This window comes from Methanothermobacter sp. (genome assembly GCA_030055615.1).
In the GTDB taxonomy this organism is placed as follows: Archaea; Methanobacteriota; Methanobacteria; order Methanobacteriales; family DSM-23052; genus Methanothermobacter_A.
Genome location: JASFYN010000001.1, coordinates 69,879 through 91,158, shown reverse-complemented (window position 1 = coordinate 91,158; position 21,280 = coordinate 69,879). Strand labels below are relative to the sequence as shown.

The window sequence follows — 21,280 nt, the reverse complement described above, 5'->3', positions numbered from 1 at the left end:
TAGATTTGAAAAGAAAGGATATAATAAAATTAGCTAGGAAAGATTTTGAAAAGGCATGGGTTGAAACAGGCAAATTACTCAAGAAACCCCACCATGACATGGAATATCCCCGTTTAAGGTTTAAAATGGGAAGATCCCACATCCTTTATGACACAATATGGAGATTAAGGGATGCTTATCTTAAACTAGGATTTGATGAAGTTGTTAACCCAATATTCATTGATGAAGAACATATCTACAAACAATTTGGACCTGAGGCTCCGGCAATACTTGACAGATGTTTTTATCTTGCAGGATTACCCCGCCCGGATATAGGCTTGGGCCTTGAAAAGATAAATGAAATCAAAAAATTGGATGTTAAAATTGATGATAGGAAAATAGACAATCTAAAGGAGGTTTTCAGATCATATAAAAAGGGAGTTCTCGCAGGGGATGATCTAGTAATGGAGGTGTCATCAGCACTTGACGTGAGTGATGATACCGGTCTAAGGGTCCTTGAAAGGGTTTTCCCAGAGATAAGGGATCTAAAACCCCTCCCCACAAAGAATACACTACGTTCACATATGACATCTGGCTGGTTTATAACACTGGAATATTTACATGATAAGTGTAGGCTCCCATTAAAATTGTTCTCAATAGACCGATGTTTTAGGAGAGAGCAGAGAGAGGATTCAAGCCATCTTATGACATACTATTCAGCCTCTTGTGTAATAGTCGATGAAGAAGTGACATTAGATGTTGGTAAAGCTGTTTCAGAGAGTCTTTTGGAATATTTCGGATTCTCTAAGTTTAAATTCCTCCCTGATGAGAAAAAGTCGAAATATTATGTTCCAGGGACTCAGACAGAAGTTTATGGTTACCATCCAAAGCTTAGAGAATGGGTTGAAATCGCAACTTTTGGCTTATATTCCCCAATAGCACTTTCTAAATACGGTATAGACAAGGATGTGATGAACCTTGGTCTTGGAGTTGAAAGGCTCGCAATGATATTATCAGGAGAAGATGATATACGACAGATGGTTTATCCCCAAATATACAAAGAATGGGAGCTTTCTGATAGAGAACTTGCAAGCATGCTCAGGATAAACTTGTATCCTGTGACCGAAGATGGTCGAAAACTCATGGAGAAAATAATAGATGTATGGAGAAAACACGGAAATGAACCTTCACCTTGTAGTTTCACAGTATATGATGGCAAATTTTTAGGGAGAAATGTTAATGTAGAGGCTGTTGAAGTGGAAGAAAACACCCGTCTTTTGGGCCCTGCTGCCAATAATAGGATATTTATTTATGATGGAAACATACTAGGGGTTCCAGAAGATGAGAAACTTGACACAAAACTTATAAAAGAGGCCAGGAAGAAGGGTATAGATACAGGTATAACCTATATAGATGCCCTTGCCGCAGAAGCCGCATATAAGATTGAAGAGATGGTGGTAACAGGTTCAAATGCTGTTAAGATTAGAAGTACTATTGCACGTTCACTTTCCGACCTTAACTTGAAATTAGACAAGGTTGGTATGAGATATATTACAAGTAAAAATAAGGTAATAGACCTCAGAGGACCGACATTTTCAACAATAAAAGCTAGGATAAAATAATGTACTGGAATCGTCTCATAGATACGATGGCACATCTACAATGTGAATGGTCAAAGAAGGTTATCAAGGAGGATGTTATTTCACACTTTAAAAGTATATGTGGTGCAGATGTTTCCTTCACAGTGAATAATAAAGGTATAGCAGCGGCCGTAATAATGGACCTTAACCTAAAAATTGTTGAAAGAAAATACAAAAAAGTAGAATTACCTATACCCTATTTAAGTGGGTTTTTAGGCTTCAGAGAAGCTGACGCCATTTTAGATGTTGTTAAAGGACTAGAACATCCATTTGATGTTCTCATGGTCAACGGTAATGGCACATTACATCCAAGAGGTTTTGGATTGGCGAGTCATGTTGGAGTTCTATTAGGAAAACCCACCATCGGCATCACTAAAAAGCCTATAAAAGAAGCTGAAAGGGATAATTCGCTTTTAAAGATAAATGGTAAAGTTGAAGGTAAAATAGTCAATGGTATGGTTGTAAGTGTGGGACATAAAATAAGTTTAAAAACTGCTGTGAAAGTAGTTAAAAATACAAGTATATATAAGATGCCAGAACCACTCAGACAAGCCCACATATTCTGCACACAAAAGGCCAAAGAGGAACTAAAATGAAAATTAATGGGATCATAACATCAGGATCCGGAGAAGGAGCCTACTACATGTCAAAAAGATTATACAATCTTCAATTCAAGGAAAAACTAGGATTTGAACCATATCCAGGAACCCTCAATATAATAATCCAAGAAAAGTATGTCCCTTTTATAAGAGAATGTCTAATAGGTGCAAAGAAAATAGAAGGAAAAGGCGAATTTGGAGACGTACTATATGTAAAGGCCACCCTTAATGATAAAATCAAAGGAGCCCTTGTGTTCCCGGTTAAAACACACCACCCACAGCGTATACTTGAATTCATAGCACCAGTTTATATTCGCCAAACACTTAAATTAGAAGATGGAGATACCGTCACCCTATACCTAGACAATTGTGAAAAAATAAAATCGTGATTACAATGATCGAAGAAGCACTAAGGTCACTAAAGAAAGGTGAAATAGTACTAGTCTTTGACGCTGCAAACAGGGAAAGAGAAACAGACATGATATTAGCCGCGGAACTCGTAACACCCGAACATATAAAAATACTCAGAAACGATGCAGGAGGCCTAATATGCGCTCCCGTATCAGCAGAAAACGCGGAAAAACTTGGAATACCATTCATGACTGATATAATGCAGGTTGCAGGCAAAAAATATAAAGTGCTTAAAAGATTATCACCGCATGACATACCCTATGATGAAAAATCAGCATTTTCCATTACAATAAATCACAGAAAAACATTTACAGGGATAACAGATAATGACAGGGCCTTGACAATAAGGGAACTCGCACTATTATGTAAAGATGGTCAACATGAAAGATTTGGAGAATTTTTCAGATCACCCGGTCATGTGACATTGTTAAGAGCCGCCCCAGGCCATGTTCTCAACAGAAAAGGGCATACAGAAATGAGCATAGCTCTAATGGAGATGGCTGGCCTAACAGAGGTTGCTGTCTGCTGTGAAATGATGGATGACAAAAGTGGTAATTCATTAAGTACTAGGGATGCTCAAATATATGCCAAAGAACATGATCTCGTCTTCCTGGATGGTTCACAACTCATCAAAGCATATAAAGAGATGAAAGCTTCAAAAGAAGAACTATAAACTGTGTTTAAATTTCTCCTCCAGAACTTTTATTGGAATATACCCTCTAAATGAAGGTTTACAAGCTACTGAGCATATCTCTGAAATGTTAATATTTTCTTCGATTGTTTTTAAGGCTGTAATACAAAAATCTTCGAGTTTGATTTCTATTTCTGGGGTTCCACCCCTCTCACTAATATCGACTTTTGGGAGCTTATAAATGAAATCACAGTCTAACGCGTGTTTTATGAAATCCGCGGCCTTCATGAATATCTTATCATCATAGACTCTGTTAAGGATAACCCCTCCTATTTCAATTCCTAATTTTTTCATTAGCTTTCCATGGGCCACTGTCTCAAGCGCTGCTGATTCTATACCACCTTTACTACAATTTGAAACTAATATTACTGGTATGTCAGCGGCGAATGCTATTTCAGCAGATGAGTATGGAGTCTTTTCATTTAGCATCCCTGTTATGCTACTCATAACACCCTCTATGATAACAATGTCATAATTTGAATCTTTTAATCTCTTTAGAACATTTTCAAGTGGCATCCAACCAAGGTCGGCTATTCTTATAGAAGAGTATTCTTCCATTTTCTCTTTTATAAGGTAAAGTGCTGGTACTATATCCCTTACATCAGGTCCAACCTTTAATACCCCTACTTTGAATCCTCTCTTGCGGAGCGCCCCTGCAATACCCGTGGTTATAAATGTTTTACCTGAACCAGACCCTGTACCTGCTATCATTACCATCAATGGACGATCAGGCCCTTTTCTGTTCTCTGGGATTTTGATATTCGTGTCAATGGCCAATTCGGATTTTATCTTTTTGATGAGGAGGCTGTTAAGTTTTAGTATCTTTTCTTTGTCCGCCTCATTTGCACCTAAAAATTCTAAGATGTTTTCAACTAGTCTTGGATTATAATCAAGGCAACCATGGATTAAAGTGCCTAGTATATTCCCTTCATCGTTACAAACTCCTGATAAGATCTCTTGGGGATTATCCTTATAATCGCTCCTTTTTATCTTTGAGTAGAATATAGGCTTTGCATCTCCTTTTATCGCCCCATAGGTGTGGCAATGGAATCCTATTATGGTGGTTCCAACAAGACCCTTTGTCATGAATGATTCACCAACAACGGAAGCTTCAACCCTATCATTATTTATCATGGGCTCAAAATTAACATTTAGAAGGCCCAAACCCTCCCTCTTAATTGGATAGGGAGATCTTCGACCTATATTAGTTTCTTCACCAAGTACTTGGAATCCTGAGCATATACCTATGATGAAACCGTCTTTTGCGATTTCTTTGACTTCACGGGCAAAATCCGAACTTATCGAACCAGATTCTATTATGCTGCCTCCAGGAATTATCAGACCATCTAGTACTTTGTGGGCTGGTTCGCCTTTGACTAGGCCATTTTCTTTGACGATATCTGTGGGTAAGTTGCCGAAATCTTCAAAAGCTGGTACTGAACCTTTCAAATATGCTAATCCTATCCTCATCATCTTCGTCCTTTAAGTATTGATTCTATCTCTATCATGGCTTTCATGATTTTCCAATCTTCTAATGGTTTGGCTTGTAACTGTAAACCTACAGGGATCCCTTTAACTTTACCTATTTTCATGCTAGCAGCCGGTATACCTGCCAAGTTCGCTATAACTGTTAAAATGTCATAAGAGTACATTTCCATTGGTGTGAGAGATGTTCCAATCTTGTGCGGTAATTTAGGGACTGTGGGTCCTAATATGACATCAACGTTTTTGAGAACTTTTTCTATTTCTCTTCTTATGAGTGAGCGTGCTTGGAGGGCTCGCCTATAATATTTACCAGAGAATTCTTTCTGGCTTATATATGATCCAATTTGTATTCTTCTTAGAACTTCTTCACCGCAGACATCCTCAATTTTATAACCGTATTTCCTCCCATCATATTTTCTAGTTGCAGAAAAAAACTCCACATAATTTATAAGATAGTAGGTTGGCAGGCAAAGGTCAATATATTTAAAGGGGAGTTCAACCACATTATAGCCTTCTTCTCTAAGCAAGTTGATGGTATCCTCTATTATATCAACTATTGGATCGTCTGTAACTTCATGGAATTCTTTCACAACCCCAAATGTTAAATCTGATCTCTCTTCATCGAATAATCCAATGAAGGATGTTCCTTCAGATTTTATTGTTGTAGGATCCTTGGGATCGTAGCCACTTATAACATCAAGTAATAGTCCTATGCCATATAGGTCATTTGATAGTGGTCCTATTTGGTCGAAGCTCATGGCAAGGTCCAGGAGGCCTTGTCGGGATACAAGACCGTAAGTTGGTTTGAATCCGTAAACGCCACAGTGTGATGCTGGGTTTCTTATGGATCCTCCAGTGTCTGATCCGAGGGTTAAGTCACACATTTGAGCTGCTATTGCAGCTGCGCTACCTCCACTTGAGCCTCCGGGTATTCTGCCCTCTGCTGCTGGATTGTCTGTCACGCCAAAATAGGATGTTTCAGTGGAGCTGCCAGCTGCAAATTCGTCCATGTTGGTCATCCCAATAATTATACCATCTTCTCTTTTTATCCTTTCTATGACTGTGGCATCATAACTTCCACGGTAATTTTCAAGGGTCTTAGAAGCTGCCGAGATCATGAAATCTTTAACATTAATGTTACTTTTCACACCGATCACTAAACCGGCTAATCTACCGAGCTTTTCACCTTTTGATATCTTTGAATCGATTTCAGTAGCCTTTTTAATAGCATACTCCTTGTTTATTTCTATGAAAGCGTTTATCTTGGAGTTCTTTTCATTTATGATCTCTAAGAAATTTTTAACATTTTCTTCTGCTGTTAGTTCATGTTCTTTGATTGCCTCAACTTTACTAGCGATATCCATTGATAACACCCTTTATTAAAGTGATAAATTATACACATATAAGATTTTATCCACATATGCTGGTTATGGTGAGCAGATGAAAAAAACTCTACTATTAAAAAAAAGTGACATCGAAGATCTTGTAGACATGGATGACGTCCTAGTAGTTGTCGAAGAAGCATTCAAGGAGTATGCCCTTGGTAGGGTTCAAATGCCCCCTAAAAGTTATCTATTTTTCACTGAGGGCGATCTTAGGATCATGCCATCCTACCTAGAAGGTCCAGGAGTGGCTGGGGTGAAATGTGTTAATTCCCATCCAAAAAATCCCAAGAAATATTCCCTACCTACGGTAATGGCCATCATAGAACTAGTTGACCCGGAGGATGGTTTTCCACTTACGATAATGGACGGTACTTGGGTTACGGATATGAGAACCGGAGCCGCTGGGGGAATATCAGCAAAATATCTTGCGAGACCAGACTCGAAAAAACTTGGCATAATAGGGGCTGGTAGACAAGCATACACCCAGCTTATGGCCATTAAAAGCGTATTAGATATTGAGGAGGTTAGCGTATACTGTCGCACACCATCAACCAGGGAAGAATTCGCAAAGAAAACATCTAAAAAATATGGTATAGATGTTATACCCGCAAGCACTGCCAAGGAAGCTGTTAAAGGCAAGGATATTATAGTCACGGCAACCCCTTCAACCAAACCCATTATAAAATCGGATTGGACACCTCCAGGTGTTCATATATGTGCAATCGGGGCCGACGCCCCCGGTAAACAAGAATTAGATCCTAAGATACTCATAAGGGGGCGAGTTTTCGTAGATTCGTGGGAACAAGCTTCTCATAGTGGCGAAATAAATGTACCCCTCAAGGAAGGCCTATTATCAAAGGATGATATAGCAGGTACTTTAGGCCAGCTTATAATAGGTGAAATTCCAGGGAGGATCAAAGACGATGAGATAACCATATTTGATTCAACGGGCTTATCGGTACAAGATATGGCAACAGCAGCATTGATATATGAAAGGGCCTTAAAGAAGAAAATAGGAGTTAAAATAAACTTCATGAAATGAACTATTTGTTATTAGAGGGTGGATTCCCAGCATTGATGGGTTTTACTTTAACTTAGCTTTTAATTCCAGTATTTTTTACAGAGCCCAACAGCATTTGGATTATTTTTTTAATTCAACTTTGAACCATTTTTTATGTTGTGAAAGTTCCTAAAGGAAATATTCCTTTTATCCATTATAGGGTGAGATGTTCGCCGAAAAAGATAATAATATATCAGAATATAATAAGAGATGATATGTTTGAAGGGGATGTTTTTAATGGAATCTTATATTAGTAGTCTTTTAATTCGGATGGATCATGTTTATGAGAGGATGAAGATTCTCAGCAGGACAAGGGCGCTTAAAAAGGAGGATATGGAAAGGATAGATTACCATTTAACCCAGATCATGAAAATACTTAATGAGTGTGCCTAGTGTGATTAGATGCTAGAGATTCTACTTTTCGCCGGAACCTCCTTTATGATCGGACTTTCAGGTGCCATGGCCCCAGGTCCTCTTTTAACAGTGACGATTTCAGATTCACTTAAAAAAGGATCTAAGGCGGGCCCATTGTTAGTATTAGGCCATGTTATAGGAGAAGTTTTGCTTATTCTACTCATACTGGGGGGGTTGAGTTGGTTGATAACTTCTTCTTTGGCATCTGCCTGGGTGGGTTTGATAGGTGGGGCTGTTATGATATTCTTGGGTTTGAATATGATGCGGGATACAACTCCTATAATGGAATCTGGAGATTTTAAGGATTTTGGCTTGGTGTCTAAAGGTTTTATGACTAGTGTTTCAAATCCGTACTTTTTTATATGGTGGGGTACTGTAGGCGCTGCATTGATGTTTAAGGGCATGGAATTGGCGAAATTGACAGGATTGGCAGCTTTTCTCATCGGGCATTGGTCTTCAGATTTTGCATGGTATGGTATTGTCTCATTCTTTTCTGCTAGGGGTAAACTAATATTAAAAAGTAGTTACAAGTTTATAATATTAGCTTGTGGCGTTTTCCTCATTATAGTTGGATCATATTTTATTTTCACATTTTTTAATAGTCTAGTAGCATAATATTTTTTTGATAAACGAGAAATAATTTTTTTGATGAAGAAAGCTATTGTATTTGATAATTCAGGAACTCTTACTGAAAGGTATAGGGCGATCAAAAAAATTAAAACAGGTAAGATCTGTGATTTTATCAGTTCACTAGATCTGGTCGAGTATAAAAAAAACAGGGCCCTTGTAGTTCTCCAGACAGATCCTGCATCTTGTATAATTAACGCTAGGCCGAACCAGACCATATATAATTTCATAATACGAAATAATATAGATTTGGGTATAAGTTACTCCAATATTGATATAACCAAGGATGAAATCTTAAATATACTAAAGGATGATAATAGTAAAGTCAAAGATATACAGGATACCATAAGGGCTGTTTTAGAGAGGGGATATGATATTGAGATATGTAGTGGTTCAGGGTTCATACTCAATATAGAAAAAGGAATAGTTGAGTTCACCATAACAGCTGGTGGTAAATTATTCCCAGAAGTTTTAGATGTCGTATCAGAGCTTAAAAAGAGGGGTATAGATATTTATGTTGCCTCTGGTGACAGGAAAGGGGCTTTAGAGAAGCTCGCGAACACGATTAATATACCAACTTCAAATGTTTTTGCTACAGTAGATGCAAAAGGGAAAGCTCTTGTCATAAAAAAGCTCAAAAAAGAATATAACAAGGTTATGATGGTTGGTGATGGTCTTAATGACATCCTAGCACTTAAAGAGGCAGATATTGGTGTTCTAACTTTACAACAGGATAATAAGGTTCATGATAAGCTTTTAAAAGTTGCTGATATCATCATATATAATATAAAGGAGATCTTAGACATAAAATTTTAGAATCATAGTCCTATAATCTTTTTATTAATTTTTTGATCCTTGATTTGCTTTTTAGGACATTTTTATAATCGTTAACTTCTATTATACCTTTTTTGACATGTTTGAGTAGTTTTAAATTAAGGCTGCCTTCACCAACTGGTAAATGTTCATCTTTTTTACCATTATTATCGTTTATATGATAATATGCTATATCTTCAATTTTGAAGAAATTTTCAAGGTCACCGGTTGTATTGGCATGTCCTATGTCCACTGTGGCAGAGCACTCACAAGCTTTGATGAATTCTTCATGTTCACGGGGATTGTTGCAAAGGTAGGAATAGCGGCCTGGCATGTTTTCGATGGAAAGCTTAACTCCAAGATCTTCTGCATAAATGGAACAATCCCTGAGTGTTTCTTTCGCAAATTCAAGTGCCATGTTTCTTATTCTCTCTTCTTTTCTATGTATGAGTCCTGGGTGTGTTGTTATGGTGGTTGCACCAATATTATAGGCTAATTCTATCGTTTCAATTGTCTGTTTTTTGGTTTCCTCTCTGATGCCTTGGTTTATGCTGGCAGGGTTAAGGTCAATTGTAGGTGCATGTAGGAATAATTCAACATCATAGGATTCTAAAGATTCTATGAATAATCTATCTTCCAGTAATCTTCTTGGCCAATACGGACCTTCGCAGAGTACTTCGATGAGTTGGAAACCATCTTTTGATGCTATTTCCAGCATTTCCTCAACTGTTTTCATGAATAATGCCAGTGTAGAAAAGCCAAGTTTCATGCTAGACCCCCTCCTTTTATTTTTCTTTTGTGGTGGATAAAAATTTATATATATCAAAATTTGATATATCACAAAACTTATATAATGGGTGGCTTACTATGAAAGATTACAACAATCACATAATAAAAAGTTTCATGCGAGGATTCGGGAAGACAATGATCCTACTAATGATAAATAAAGAAAGAATCCACGGATACGAAATAATGAAAAAACTCCACAAATTTTATTCAATAAAAGGCATGACACACAAGATAAAACCGCCAGGTCCAAGTATAATCTATCCAATACTCCACGATCTCGAAGAAAGAGGACTTATAGAAGGAGAATGGGAATCAAAAGGCGGAAAAAGGGTTAAATATTACAAGATAACACCTCAAGGTGAAAAAACAGTCCAAAAGATCAAACATATAATGAAAGATCACATCATGAAGATCTGGGAGGAATTCTGGGAAGAAATACCTTCAAAAAGGCAAAAAGGAGTGAAAAAATGAAATATGCCATAGAAACATTCAATTTAACTAAAAAATATGGAGACTTCACCGCAGTCGATAGCTTAAATATGAAAATAGAAAACAAGACAATATTTGGATTCCTAGGCCCTAACGGAGCCGGTAAAACAACCACAATAAAAATGCTCACATGTCTCATACCACCCACAAGTGGCACGGCCAAAGTCGCAGGATATGACATAATAAAAGAACCAGACGATGTAAGACAAAAAATAGGAATGGTACCACAACTCGTAAGCTTGTACAAGGATCTTACAGTAAGAGAAAACATAGAATTATGCGCTGATTTTTATGGTATGCCACCGGAATTGAAAGAAGAAAGAATCAACGAACTCATGGAAATGGTCGACATAAAATACGCAGAAAACAAACTCGTAAGACACCTATCAGGCGGACAACAACAAAAAGTTTCCCTCGTAGCCAGCCTAATACACCAACCAGAAATTTTATTCTTGGACGAGCCAACCATCGGCCTAGACCCAACAACCAAAAGAGTACTATGGGATCTCATAGGTGAATTAAACAATGAAGGACACACTATAATACTCTGCTCACACGACATGTACGAAGTCGAACTACTCTGTGACCACGTAGGCATAATAAACCAGGGAGTACTAGCAGCCTTTGACACTCCACAAGCACTCAAAGATGCTGTGATCAAAGAAAAAGAATCAAAAGTAGCCAAAATATTAAAAAAGATAAAAGAAGAAAGTGAAGAGGGCGAAATTGTTGAAAGAGAAGGTAGAGAAATAAGCGTATTCATAATTAACCTTACAGATAAAATTATTGAAGAAATAAAGAAACTACCAATAGTCATAGCAATCAAAAAGCATCATCGCAATCGTATAACGATAAAGATAGATGAAAGGTCAGAAAATGGCGTTAATACTGTCATAAAAACCATCCTAGACAATGATGGGATTATAAAATCCATTTCAACAAAAGATCCGAGTTTAGAGGATGTTTTCATAAAAGTAACATCCGAGAAGGTGAAATAAAATGGAAACAAAAAAGATCATGTGGATGATCAAAAAAGACCTCTTGGAATTATGGAGGCACAAACCACGCTTAATAGCCATACTACTATTCCCAATAATCGCAATAGTTTTCTTTGGTTATGGGATGGGAGGATCCCTTGAAAATATCCCAATAGTTATAGTTGAACAAAGCCACGGCCCAGTAACCAACCAAACAGTCTCAACTATAAAAAATATGAGCTTATATGATGTCAAAGAAGTGACATCAGACCCGGATCAAGCAAAAGAGATGGTGAAATCCGGTACAGTTAAAGCCGCCATTATACTACCACCCAATTATGACGATTTAAAAAGTAGACAAGCTCCAACAGTCGTTTTATATGTTGATTCATCAGATCAACTTGCAACTCAAGCAATTGTACCAGCAACACAAACATTATTTGCAAGAATTTCAGGAGAAATCGTAGCCCAGAAAATGCAAATAGAAAGCCAGACAAGCCCCATGATACAGAATGAGAGTTCTAACATGTTTCAGAGCATCATTAACACCATTAATTTTGAAGTTGATAAGATATACGGTGATGTGAAATATATGGATTTTCTAATCCCGGGTATACTAGCAATGACAGTAATGTTCGCATGTATGGGCGGTATGGGACGCTCAATCGCCGGTGAAAGAGAGACAGGAGAACTTGCAAGACTTTTCATGACGCCAACAAGCATAGCGACAGTAGTTGGTGGCAAAATCATCTCCAAACTGATAACGGAAACAGGAAGAGCCCTAATATTGCTCATAGTTGCCATGGTACTTTTCGGTGTAACAATAAAAGGAAGCATGCTCTTAACTCTCCTTTTACTTGTGTTAACTGCCCTATGTTTTGTGGGCTTCGGTATAATGATATCTGCAAGGGCAGAAACACAAGAAGATTACATGCAAATGATAATGCCATTTCAAATGCCAATGATGTTTGTATCAGGAGTCTTCTACCCAATAGAAACCATGCCATGGTTCTTTCAGAAACTAGCATATGTATTCCCATTAACCTACGCAAATAATGCCCTAAGGGCTGTAATACTAAAAGGAGCCGGTATCACTGAAATATGGTCCGATATCATAATATTACTCACGTTTACTCTCATATTCTTCGTATTGGGTGTTATAAGGTTTAATAGAGACATATGAGGTGATATGATGAAAAACAAGGAAATAATCATAGGATTCCTAATAACATGTGTTGTTCTTGGTCCTGTGTCCGCTGTTGATTGGCCTATGTTCCATGGTAACCCCGAACATACAGGTTTTTTAGAAGAACCTAGTGATTTCGCCCCTCACCCATGGACAGCAAAAATAGGACCAGTTAATGCTTCATTAGCAATATTTAATAAGCTAGCATATATCGGATCCTTAGATGGTAAAATATATGCAATAGATCTTGAGGATGGTATAATCCTCTGGGATTATAAAACTGGGGCAAGTATAGTGTCATCACCAGCAGTGAAAAATAACACTTTATTTGTAGGTTCGAAGGACGGGTATCTTTATGCTATAGATACAGAAACTGGCGAACTGAAATGGAAATTTAAAACAGGCAATTCTATAGAATCTTCTCCAGCGGTTTCAAATGACACTGTCTATATTGGATCGGACGATTGTCGTATTTATGCTATAGACATGGAAACTGGTTCAAAAAAATGGGATCTCTACCTTGGCGATTCTATAAAATCCTCACCTTTACTTGTAAATGATACATTATACGTCGCAGCTACAAATGGGAGATTATATGCAATTGGGACAGAAAACGGAACAGAAATATGGAATTACACTACAGGAGACGCTATCTATTCGACTCCAGCTTTCTATAATGGGACGGTTTACGTCGCGTCAAATGACGGCCACATCTATGCTTTTAATGCTACTGATGGGACGATAGAGTGGAAATACAATATTGGCGATAAAGTTTATTCATCTCCCACCATAGATGAAAGGGATAACAGCCTGTTCATCGGAGCTGATAATGGAAACTTCACATGCCTTGACACTAGGGATGGGCGATTAAAGTGGTCATACCAAGCTGGAGGTTCTATAAAATCTACAGCAGCCCTTTTTGACGATTATGTGACTTTAGGTTCGGATGATGGCACACTATATGTTTTGAATAAATATAGTGGAAAAGAAGAATGGAAATATTCACCAGGCTATTATCTGTTTAATTCACCAATAAGGTCCTCCCCAATAGTTTATGGGAAGACAATATATTTCGCATCAGAAAATGGATACCTATACTCTCTTGATAGTGAAAAAAGGGAAGGTCCAACGCCAATATTCGCATATTATATTCTTGGGATGTTCATAATCATAATTGGAATCATAATATGTGTGAAAATATTGAGCAGATAATCTATAAAATCCTCTAATTATGAACAAGTCGGGGATTAAAAAAAATGTAAAATGGTATGGATAATCCCCGACACTCCCTAAAAAACTTCAAAATTTTTCTATTTTCTTAACTGGATTTCAATTGCTGAAACGTTGGTGGCTGTTCCTTCGTTACCAATGATTTCCTCTGTGGAAATATCAATGTTGGCAACTTCAATGTCCGGTATGAAACGGTTTTTCACAATCTCGGCGACATCAACAGCCCGGCTTATAGCCCTGCCTCGGGCTTTTAATATCACCTCATCAGCTCCGCCGTTCATTTGGGTTACAACGGCCAACACATAGTTCATGACGGGTTTGTTTCCAATGTATACAACATTTTCCTCTGACATCACTTAACCTCCAATAGAATGTCTTAAACTCATTTCGGTCCATGGACTCTCATTTTTTCTGGTTATCCGCTGCTTCTAGAACATGTACGGATAACCTTCCAGCCTCCTATTTTCATTGGCTGGCTTTCAAGGAGGTGAAATACCCCCACGTCTTTCAAGTCCCATTTGAAAGCTTTTCCATTCGGGGTTTGTCTTCTCCCCCACATATCGGAAACTATTACATTCATTATGTTATTATGATTAAAGGTTTTTAAAGTTTTCGAAAATGATTATGTACAGAAAGTATTTAAATATTTTTTTGTCTATCTTTATAGTCCTTGTAATATTGTTCCTCACAGGTTCAAAAGAAGTTGATCTATTAAAATTATTATTTTTTAATTAAATCAAGTATTTTTTGTGAAATGTTGAGGGCCCCTTGGAAGCCCAATGTTAATTCTTTTCCGTGCATTACATCTAAAACTGGAATTTGAAAGTTATAAGAAAAATATGATTCTCCTAAGCCTCCCAAAATTATGTTGGGTTTTTCCTTTTCTATAAACTTTTCAATCTCTCTAAGCTCTGGTTCGATGAGTATCTTTGGTTTTGCATCTCCGATAGCCCATTCAAGTTCTTTTAGCGTATATTTTCCGATCAAGTCTATCGATACTAATATGGGTATCATTCCAAGTTCTCTGACAAAGGAGGTTAAAGCTATGGCTCTTGTGGGTCCTGCGATTATAGCGGCCTTGTAACCATTGAGTTTTTGGTGGAAATAATCAATAGAGGGTTTTAATTTATCATATTCTTTTTGGAGGGGATAATCTAATTTGAAATGGTCTATGAGTGTTTTGAAAAAATTTAATGAATTTGAAAATCCCATGGGGAATGGATAATAGATGAATGGCATTTCAAATTCTTCTTTGAGTATTTCGCAAGGCATGATGCCTGAAATGTCACAAAAGGAATAATTTAAGTGGGCCAGAGGGATATTTTTTATATCTTCTAGGCTGCTTCCACTTGTAAGCACACAGTTTATATTTATACCTATCTTCTTAAGAGTTTTCTTAAGTTTTAAAAGGTCAGGACCCCCTCTGAAGACGCCTATAAGGTTTATTGACGGTTTTTCTGTTTTTTCATTAGTTTGGTTGGGTATTGTGATATCTTTTATAAGTGTTTCTAGTACCTCTTCGTATCCTCCACTTTGATCTGATTCAAAACCCCCTGAACTTATAGTTATGATATCCGCGTTTATCTCATCTTTTAATTCTCTTGCAACTTTTTGGATATCTTCTCCAATTATACTTGTTGAACAAGATGTCAAAATGGGGATTAAATCGGGCTTGTATGTTCTGTCCACTGTTATAATTGTTTCTTCCAATTTATTTTCTGCTCCGAAGACTATATCTTCTTGTGATAATTCGGTGGAACATATTCGTATCTTTGAACCGCTTCTCACGCTTAGGAGATATCTTATGTGATATGCACAGCCTCTTGGACCATGTATGACTGGTATGGTATTCTTTATGCCTATAAGAGCTCTTATAGCTCCAAAGAGTTTGCATGTGGACATTGGTTCCATCTGGAGGTCCACCTGTCATTTTAGGGTGAGTATTTTGTTTATGGCGTCTAGGACTGCTTCTACACTAGCCATTACAATATCTTCTCTCGTTGACCTTCCTGTTGCTTTATTGCCTTCTTTGTCACTCATCACCACAAAAACTTCTGCGAGTGCATTTGTGCCCCCTGTTATGGCCTCTATATTATATTCTTCCAATTCTATATCAGCAGTTTCACTCACTAAGCTGTGAATGGCATTTATGGCCGCGTCAACTGGTCCTACCCCCGTTTTTGCCGCTGTTTTGATCTTGTCTTTGATTCTGAGTTTTACTGTCGCTGTTGGCATCACGCTTTCTCCTGTCATCACTGCTATACCTTCTAGTTTGACTATTTCCTCTGGTGCGCGTCCTAAGATCGTGATGGCCATTGCCTTAAGGTCTGCGTCTGTCACCCGTTTACCCTTATCACCGAGTTCTTTCACTTGTTCGTAAAGCATTTGGATCTGTTCATCGTTCATTTCTATGCCATGTTCTTCTAGTTTTGATTTTATAGCCTTTGTACCCGTATGTTTGCCCAGGACTATTCTCCTTTTATGTCCTACCATTTCTGGTTTTATAGGCTCGTATGTTTCGGCCTTTTCTTTCACGCCATGTACGTGGATCCCTGCTTCATGAGCAAATGCGTTTTCACCTGTAATAGCCTTATTGGGTGGCATTTTAACTCCTGTGATCTTTGAAACGAATTCTGAAATGTCAACAAGTTTTTTGGTCTTTATATCCACTGGGATTCCATAGTGTACGATTAGGGCCATGACAACCTCTTCTAGGGCTGCGTTGCCCGCCCTTTCTCCTAGTCCGTTAATGGTGACATGTACTTGGGTTGCCCCTGCTTCTACTGCTGCGAGTGAATTTGCGACTGCGAGTCCGAAATCGTTGTGGCAGTGGACACTTAATGGTACCTTAAGGTTTTCATTTAGTTTCCCTATAAGGTGTTCCATGGCGCGTGGTATCATGACGCCTACTGTATCTGGGACGTTTATAATGTGAGCTCCAGCGTCTTCCACAGCCTTGTAAATTTTGAGCAGATAATCAAATTCTGTTCTTGTGGCATCTTCGGCTGAGAATTCTACTTTAACTCCATGATCTCTTGCGTATTCAACTGCAAATATTGCTTTTTGGAGGATTTCCTCTTTATCCATTTTGAGTTTGTATTTTCTATGGATGGGTGATGTGCCAATGAATGTGTGGATGTAGTCCACATCACAAGCTAGTGCCTCGTCAAGATCCTTTTTTAATACTCTTGCCAAGCCACAGATGTTCGCGTCTAATGAAAGTGATGCGATATTTTTCACAGCATTTTTTTCACCTGGAGAAGCGGCTGGAAAACCGGCTTCTATTATGTTCACTCCCAGCTGATCTAATTTCTTGGCTATACTAATTTTTTCATCTACTGTAAGGGCTACTCCAGGTGTTTGTTCACCATCTCTTAATGTTGTATCAAATATTCTAACTTTTCCTGGGAGCTTCATTTCATTTTTCACTTCATCTATGTATTTCACTTCCTCTATGGACATGGCAATTCCTCAAAAGGAGCTGGATTATAATATGGGGAGATTATTGATTATTATTATCTTATTATGTTTATAAAGTTTCCTCTCCCATAATTGATAGATTATGTTGCCATGCAAAGACTTAGGAAATTTCTAAGTCCAGGGGCGAGGCCCAAGATGAATATACTAATTTTCAAAGTGTTTTTCACGTATTTATCTTCGAAACCTTCAATAAGATATAGCACAGTTAATATTACTAATATTTTTAATGGGAACATTACAAAGGCTGTGTTGGTAATGTTTGTAAGGAAGGTTGGCAGTACATGTTGTTCCCAGTAACCATAAAAATCAACAGCGACAAAGGTTGTGGAAGCATCAAATAAATGGACTGATAAAACAGCCAAATTGTCCTTATCGTTCAGAAGATCCCATCGCAACCCCAAGATCGCGAAAATACTTGTGAAAGCCAACCATATAGCCAATATACTTAAGAAAGGTGTGAGATTAAATGGTTTTAAGTATATAATGTTTGGGATTGAAAGTATAAGGCCAGTCAAGAATATTATATGTTTATAATTCCATCCAAATTTCTCCTCGAGTTTAACAGATGCTAACAGGGTTACTATCGCTGTTAAACCTACTATAATATAAATTCCTGGCGTGACAAGAAAAAGTGTAAGTGGATAAACACCATTATCAACCAAGGCCCTTGCACCAGATCCTAAAAATATAAAGGGGATGATTGGTAAAAAAAGATCCCTAGGATCTTTTTTAATCCACTTAAACATCCTTATTATAATTAATACCACCAGGCCAAGAACCAGACCAAATACTATAGTGTTAAATAGGGTATAACCTGGATGAAGGTAGAAAAAATTTTCCTGTAAAAATTTTATAATAGGATCTAGAATGTCTTTGTGGGCTAACATTTTTAGATTCTTTTAATTTTTTTGTTAATTACTTCTTTTAATATGAGGTGTAAAGGTGTTCTACTCCCCATGGGCTTGGTTCTCCCTTTTAATATGGCGGTAAGTATATCATCTATATTTGGCTCGGAATCTATTTGTGTGAAGCAAGTTCCGATGGCCGCTATAAAATGGGCGTCACTTGAACCTATCATTGGAAGGTTCTTTTCCTTTGCGAGTCTTCTAGCTCTCCAATTTGAATAACCGAAAATATAACGGGAGTTCAAAGTTTCTATAGCATCAAACTTTAAATCTTGGACATTCACAAAAAGGCCTTCTCTGTATCTTACAAAAGGGTGAGGGATTATTACAATAGCCCCTTGTTCATGTATACTATCAACAGCTTCTTGGGGTGTAACACCCTTTTTTATTTCATCTTGGATGCCAAGGGCTAAAATATGACCTTTAGATGTGCTTATCTCCATTGCAGGCACTACTATGATGTCCTTGAAATTTTTAGCTTCTTTTTCAGCGACCCTTGAACCTTGCATAGTGTCATGGTCTGCGATTGCTATCGCATCAAGGCCTATCCTCCTTGCTCTTTTGATTATCTGTCTGGGTGTTCCCTTCGCATCACCGGAATATATACTATGGATATGTGGGTCAAGTATCATGGATGTTCTCCCCGATGATATATTACACTTTTTATGAGTCCAACCGGTCCTGTCATCATCACGTCTCCTGCAGGGGTGGCATGATATACTGGAAGATTCGTCTTGTCAAGTAATCTGCGTTGTGGTCCTGTTACCACCACTTTTTCAAATGTTTCTATGGCATTGATTATATGTGCTCCATGGCCACCGTCTCCATGGACTTGGGAGTGTGTGAGGGTTCCGTTTACTAATTTTTTGATGAGTTTTTCGATTTTATCAGGGTTTAACATTTTTGTGTGGTGTTCCATAAGCCCCATGATTTTACCGTTTTTGATGGTCGCAGCTAATGTGTGGCCGTTGCCAACATCTAGTACTACAAGTTTTTCATGTTCTATGATTTTGGTGTCTTGGAGTGCGCCTGTTATGGCTGCGAATTTTGAGTCCATGAGTAATGGATTGTATTTTTTTAAACTTTTTTTGATTGAGTTCATCCTGGTGAAGTATTTGGGGATTTTATTTGGGTATGCGAATTCTTCAGGTGATGTGGGTTTTTTGAGTTTTTCTTTTATTTTATGGAATCTGAAGTCCCTGTCTCCCATTTTTTCTGAGTGTCCGTGATCTTGGACTGCGATTGCGAGGTGGTCAAATTCTAGTTTGATGTTTAGATTTGATAGGGCTGTTTTTAGTGCTTTTATGTTGATGTCTGTGAGTTTGATTGTTTTCCAGTCTTTCGGGTTTTCTTTTGATATCTTTATACCCATCTTTTTTACTTTTTGGAGGTTATCTTTTATTGTTCTTGCTGCTTCTGGTGTCATTGTTATTTTGTATCCTTCTTTGAGATGATCTTTGATTGCAAATGTTATTGGCCCGCCACCCATTGTGTTTCCTGTTAGGAATAAGTTTTGTTTGGTTTTTCTTATTTTGTTGGCGAGGATTTTTGTGGGGGATGGTAGTACCATTTTGATTGAATTTTCTATATTATGTTTTGAATTGTATAACATTATGTCTTGTGTTCCTACTCCTATATCGATTGCGAGTATTTTCATGGGAGATTATTAGGGTGTTATGTGTAAAAAATGTAAACGTATATTTTTGTACAGCAAAGCTTTAAATAGTACTCTATAGATAATTTGGTATCATGCCAATTTATGAAAGGTGATCAAATGAACAAGATAATATTAGATGAAAAAGAATTACCAAAAAAATGGTATAACATAAACCCAGACCTACCAGCACCACTACCAGAACCAAAAAACCCCGAAGAAAAAGACAACATAGGTAAATTACCCCAAATGTTTTCAAGTGGCGTGCTAGAACAAGAAATGTCCATGGAAAGGTGGATAAAAATCCCAAAAGAAATCAGAGAAATCTACAAGAGAATAGGAAGGCCAACACCACTATTCAGGGCTAAGGGCCTCGAAGAAATGTTAGATACACCCGCCAAGATATACTATAAAAGAGAAGATTACTCACCAACAGGAAGCCACAAACTCAACACAGCAATAGCACAAGCATATTATGCGAAAAAAGACGGTGCAGAAAGACTTACAACAGAAACAGGTGCAGGACAATGGGGGAGTGCATTATCCCTCGCATGTTCACTAATGGGCCTAGAATGCAAAGTATACATGGTAAGAGTATCATATAACCAAAAACCCTATAGAAAAACCATAATGCAAATCTACGGGGCTGAAATCGTACCATCACCAAGCAAAGATACAGAATTCGGACGTAAAATATTGAAGGAAAACCCAGAACACCCAGGATCCCTTGGAATAGCAATATCTGAGGCCATAGAAGAAGCGCTGCAAAATGAAAAAACATACTATTCGCTCGGAAGTGTACTAAACCATGTACTTTTACACCAGACCGTCATAGGACTTGAACTAAAAAAACAACTTGAAATCGCAGAAGAAACACCAGACATTATAATTGGATGTGTGGGTGGAGGAAGCAATTTTGGTGGGACGGTACTACCTTTTGTGAAAGATAAAATAGATGGAAAACTCGACTGTGAATTCATAGCATCAGAGCCCGTAGCCTGCCCAACTCTCACCAAAGGAGAGTACCGTTACGATTACGGTGACACAGCAGGAATGACACCACTACTTAAAATGTACACACTAGGACATGACTTCATACCTCCATCAGTACACGCCGGCGGCTTGAGATATCACGGAATGGCACCACAAATTGCACTACTAGTAAAGGAAAACATAGTAAAAGCGCGAGCTGTTAGCCAAAAATCAGTATTTGAAAGTGGTGTGACATTTGCAAAGGCAGAGGGTGTCATACCAGCACCAGAAACATGCCACGCGATAAAAGTAGCAATTGACGAGGCCAAAAAGTGTAAAAAAACTGGCGAAGAAAAAACAATAATAATCAACTTTTCGGGGCACGGATTATTAGACCTCCAAGGATATGAAGACTACCTCATGGGCACCCTACCAGAAAACAACAAATAAATGCTTTAAATTTTTCCCTAAAAAATGCAACCTCATATTCCCAA

22 protein-coding genes are annotated in these 21,280 nt (G+C 37.8%); 13 read left to right on the top strand and 9 right to left on the bottom strand.

Features of this window, described 5'->3' with window-relative positions; translation table 11 throughout:
* Positions 1–5 precede the first annotated feature (5 nt).
* The 4 genes from sepS to ribB are packed head-to-tail and all read left to right on the top strand — an operon-like array spanning position 6 to position 3,302.
* Entirely contained in the window at positions 6–1,601 is a 1,596-nt protein-coding gene (sepS, locus tag QFX38_00460; protein MDI9623353.1) for an O-phosphoserine--tRNA ligase, read from the top strand.
* Entirely contained in the window at positions 1,601–2,215 is a 615-nt protein-coding gene (locus QFX38_00455; protein MDI9623352.1) for an endonuclease V, read from the top strand. Before sepS ends, QFX38_00455 begins: the two co-directional genes overlap by 1 nt.
* Entirely contained in the window at positions 2,212–2,607 is a 396-nt protein-coding gene (locus QFX38_00450; GenBank protein ID MDI9623351.1) for a CTP-dependent riboflavin kinase, read from the top strand. The genes QFX38_00455 and QFX38_00450 overlap by 4 nt, the downstream gene beginning before the upstream one ends.
* Before the next feature lie 5 nt (positions 2,608–2,612).
* On the top strand, positions 2,613–3,302 hold the full coding sequence (gene ribB / locus QFX38_00445; GenBank protein MDI9623350.1) for a 3,4-dihydroxy-2-butanone-4-phosphate synthase: 690 nt from the start codon (positions 2,613–2,615) through the stop codon (positions 3,300–3,302).
* Here the strand turns inward: ribB and QFX38_00440 are convergent.
* Positions 3,297–4,793, bottom strand: a complete 1,497-nt coding sequence (locus QFX38_00440) for an AAA family ATPase (protein MDI9623349.1) — start codon at positions 4,791–4,793, stop codon at positions 3,297–3,299. The two genes, ribB and QFX38_00440, sit on opposite strands and share 6 nt — an antisense overlap.
* Entirely contained in the window at positions 4,790–6,169 is a 1,380-nt protein-coding gene (gene gatA / locus QFX38_00435) for an Asp-tRNA(Asn)/Glu-tRNA(Gln) amidotransferase subunit GatA (protein MDI9623348.1), read from the bottom strand. Before gatA ends, QFX38_00440 begins: the two co-directional genes overlap by 4 nt.
* 76 nt (positions 6,170–6,245) lie before the next feature.
* On the opposite strand from gatA, the gene ala reads away from it, so the two are divergent.
* The 4 genes from ala to QFX38_00415 all read left to right on the top strand — a co-directional run bounded on the left by ala (position 6,246) and on the right by QFX38_00415 (position 9,107).
* A complete protein-coding gene (gene ala / locus QFX38_00430) occupies positions 6,246–7,232 on the top strand; it encodes an alanine dehydrogenase (protein MDI9623347.1) in 987 nt (328 codons plus the stop codon).
* A 255-nt stretch (positions 7,233–7,487) separates the two neighbouring features.
* On the top strand, positions 7,488–7,643 hold the full coding sequence (locus tag QFX38_00425; protein MDI9623346.1) for a hypothetical protein: 156 nt from the start codon (positions 7,488–7,490) through the stop codon (positions 7,641–7,643).
* A gap of 66 nt (positions 7,644–7,709) precedes the next feature.
* Positions 7,710–8,279, top strand: a complete 570-nt coding sequence (locus tag QFX38_00420) for a LysE family transporter (protein ID MDI9623345.1) — start codon at positions 7,710–7,712, stop codon at positions 8,277–8,279.
* Positions 8,280–8,312: 33 nt separating this feature from the next.
* Positions 8,313–9,107, top strand: a complete 795-nt coding sequence (locus tag QFX38_00415; GenBank protein MDI9623344.1) for an HAD-IC family P-type ATPase — start codon at positions 8,313–8,315, stop codon at positions 9,105–9,107.
* Between the two features lie 10 nt (positions 9,108–9,117).
* On the opposite strand, the gene QFX38_00410 is transcribed toward QFX38_00415, so the two are convergent.
* Entirely contained in the window at positions 9,118–9,873 is a 756-nt protein-coding gene (locus QFX38_00410) for a sugar phosphate isomerase/epimerase family protein (protein ID MDI9623343.1), read from the bottom strand.
* Between the two features lie 98 nt (positions 9,874–9,971).
* Between QFX38_00410 and QFX38_00405 the strand changes: the two genes are divergently transcribed.
* Genes QFX38_00405 through QFX38_00390 form a run of 4 tightly spaced genes read left to right on the top strand, consistent with a single transcriptional unit; the run spans position 9,972 to position 13,757 of the window.
* Positions 9,972–10,364 (top strand): PadR family transcriptional regulator, encoded by a 393-nt coding sequence (locus QFX38_00405; protein ID MDI9623342.1) that lies wholly within the window; start codon positions 9,972–9,974, stop codon positions 10,362–10,364.
* Positions 10,361–11,380 carry an ATP-binding cassette domain-containing protein gene (locus QFX38_00400; protein ID MDI9623341.1) on the top strand — a complete coding sequence of 340 codons (1,020 nt, stop codon included), beginning with the start codon at positions 10,361–10,363 and terminating at the stop codon, positions 11,378–11,380. Before QFX38_00405 ends, QFX38_00400 begins: the two co-directional genes overlap by 4 nt.
* A 1-nt stretch (position 11,381) precedes the next feature.
* Complete coding sequence (locus tag QFX38_00395; GenBank protein ID MDI9623340.1) at positions 11,382–12,542, top strand: ABC transporter permease; 1,161 nt, start codon at positions 11,382–11,384, stop codon at positions 12,540–12,542.
* 9 nt (positions 12,543–12,551) lie between these two features.
* Positions 12,552–13,757 carry a PQQ-binding-like beta-propeller repeat protein gene (locus QFX38_00390; GenBank protein ID MDI9623339.1) on the top strand — a complete coding sequence of 402 codons (1,206 nt, stop codon included), beginning with the start codon at positions 12,552–12,554 and terminating at the stop codon, positions 13,755–13,757.
* A 98-nt stretch (positions 13,758–13,855) separates the two neighbouring features.
* Here the strand turns inward: QFX38_00390 and albA are convergent, their stop codons facing one another.
* The 6 genes from albA to QFX38_00360 form a co-directional block, all read right to left on the bottom strand.
* Positions 13,856–14,128, bottom strand: a complete 273-nt coding sequence (albA, locus tag QFX38_00385) for a DNA-binding protein Alba (GenBank protein MDI9623338.1) — start codon at positions 14,126–14,128, stop codon at positions 13,856–13,858.
* Positions 14,129–14,495: 367 nt separating this feature from the next.
* The gene (locus QFX38_00380; protein ID MDI9623337.1) at positions 14,496–15,686 is read right to left on the bottom strand and encodes a nitrogenase component 1; all 1,191 of its coding nucleotides are present in this window, start codon (positions 15,684–15,686) and stop codon (positions 14,496–14,498) included.
* 15 nt (positions 15,687–15,701) lie between these two features.
* Positions 15,702–17,237, bottom strand: coding sequence for a 2-isopropylmalate synthase (locus QFX38_00375; GenBank protein ID MDI9623336.1), 1,536 nt, complete (start codon positions 17,235–17,237; stop codon positions 15,702–15,704).
* A gap of 98 nt (positions 17,238–17,335) precedes the next feature.
* A complete protein-coding gene (locus QFX38_00370) occupies positions 17,336–18,142 on the bottom strand; it encodes a DUF63 family protein (GenBank protein ID MDI9623335.1) in 807 nt (268 codons plus the stop codon).
* A 2-nt stretch (positions 18,143–18,144) separates the two neighbouring features.
* On the bottom strand, positions 18,145–18,792 hold the full coding sequence (locus QFX38_00365; GenBank protein ID MDI9623334.1) for a PHP domain-containing protein: 648 nt from the start codon (positions 18,790–18,792) through the stop codon (positions 18,145–18,147).
* Positions 18,789–19,817: a DUF1786 domain-containing protein gene (locus QFX38_00360; protein MDI9623333.1), complete on the bottom strand. Its 1,029-nt coding sequence runs from the start codon at positions 19,815–19,817 to the stop codon at positions 18,789–18,791. The genes QFX38_00365 and QFX38_00360 overlap by 4 nt, the downstream gene beginning before the upstream one ends.
* A gap of 117 nt (positions 19,818–19,934) precedes the next feature.
* Here QFX38_00360 and QFX38_00355 point away from each other — a divergent pair, with 117 nt between their 5' ends.
* Positions 19,935–21,236 carry a TrpB-like pyridoxal phosphate-dependent enzyme gene (locus QFX38_00355; GenBank protein ID MDI9623332.1) on the top strand — a complete coding sequence of 434 codons (1,302 nt, stop codon included), beginning with the start codon at positions 19,935–19,937 and terminating at the stop codon, positions 21,234–21,236.
* The last annotated feature ends 44 nt before the right edge of the window (positions 21,237–21,280 follow it).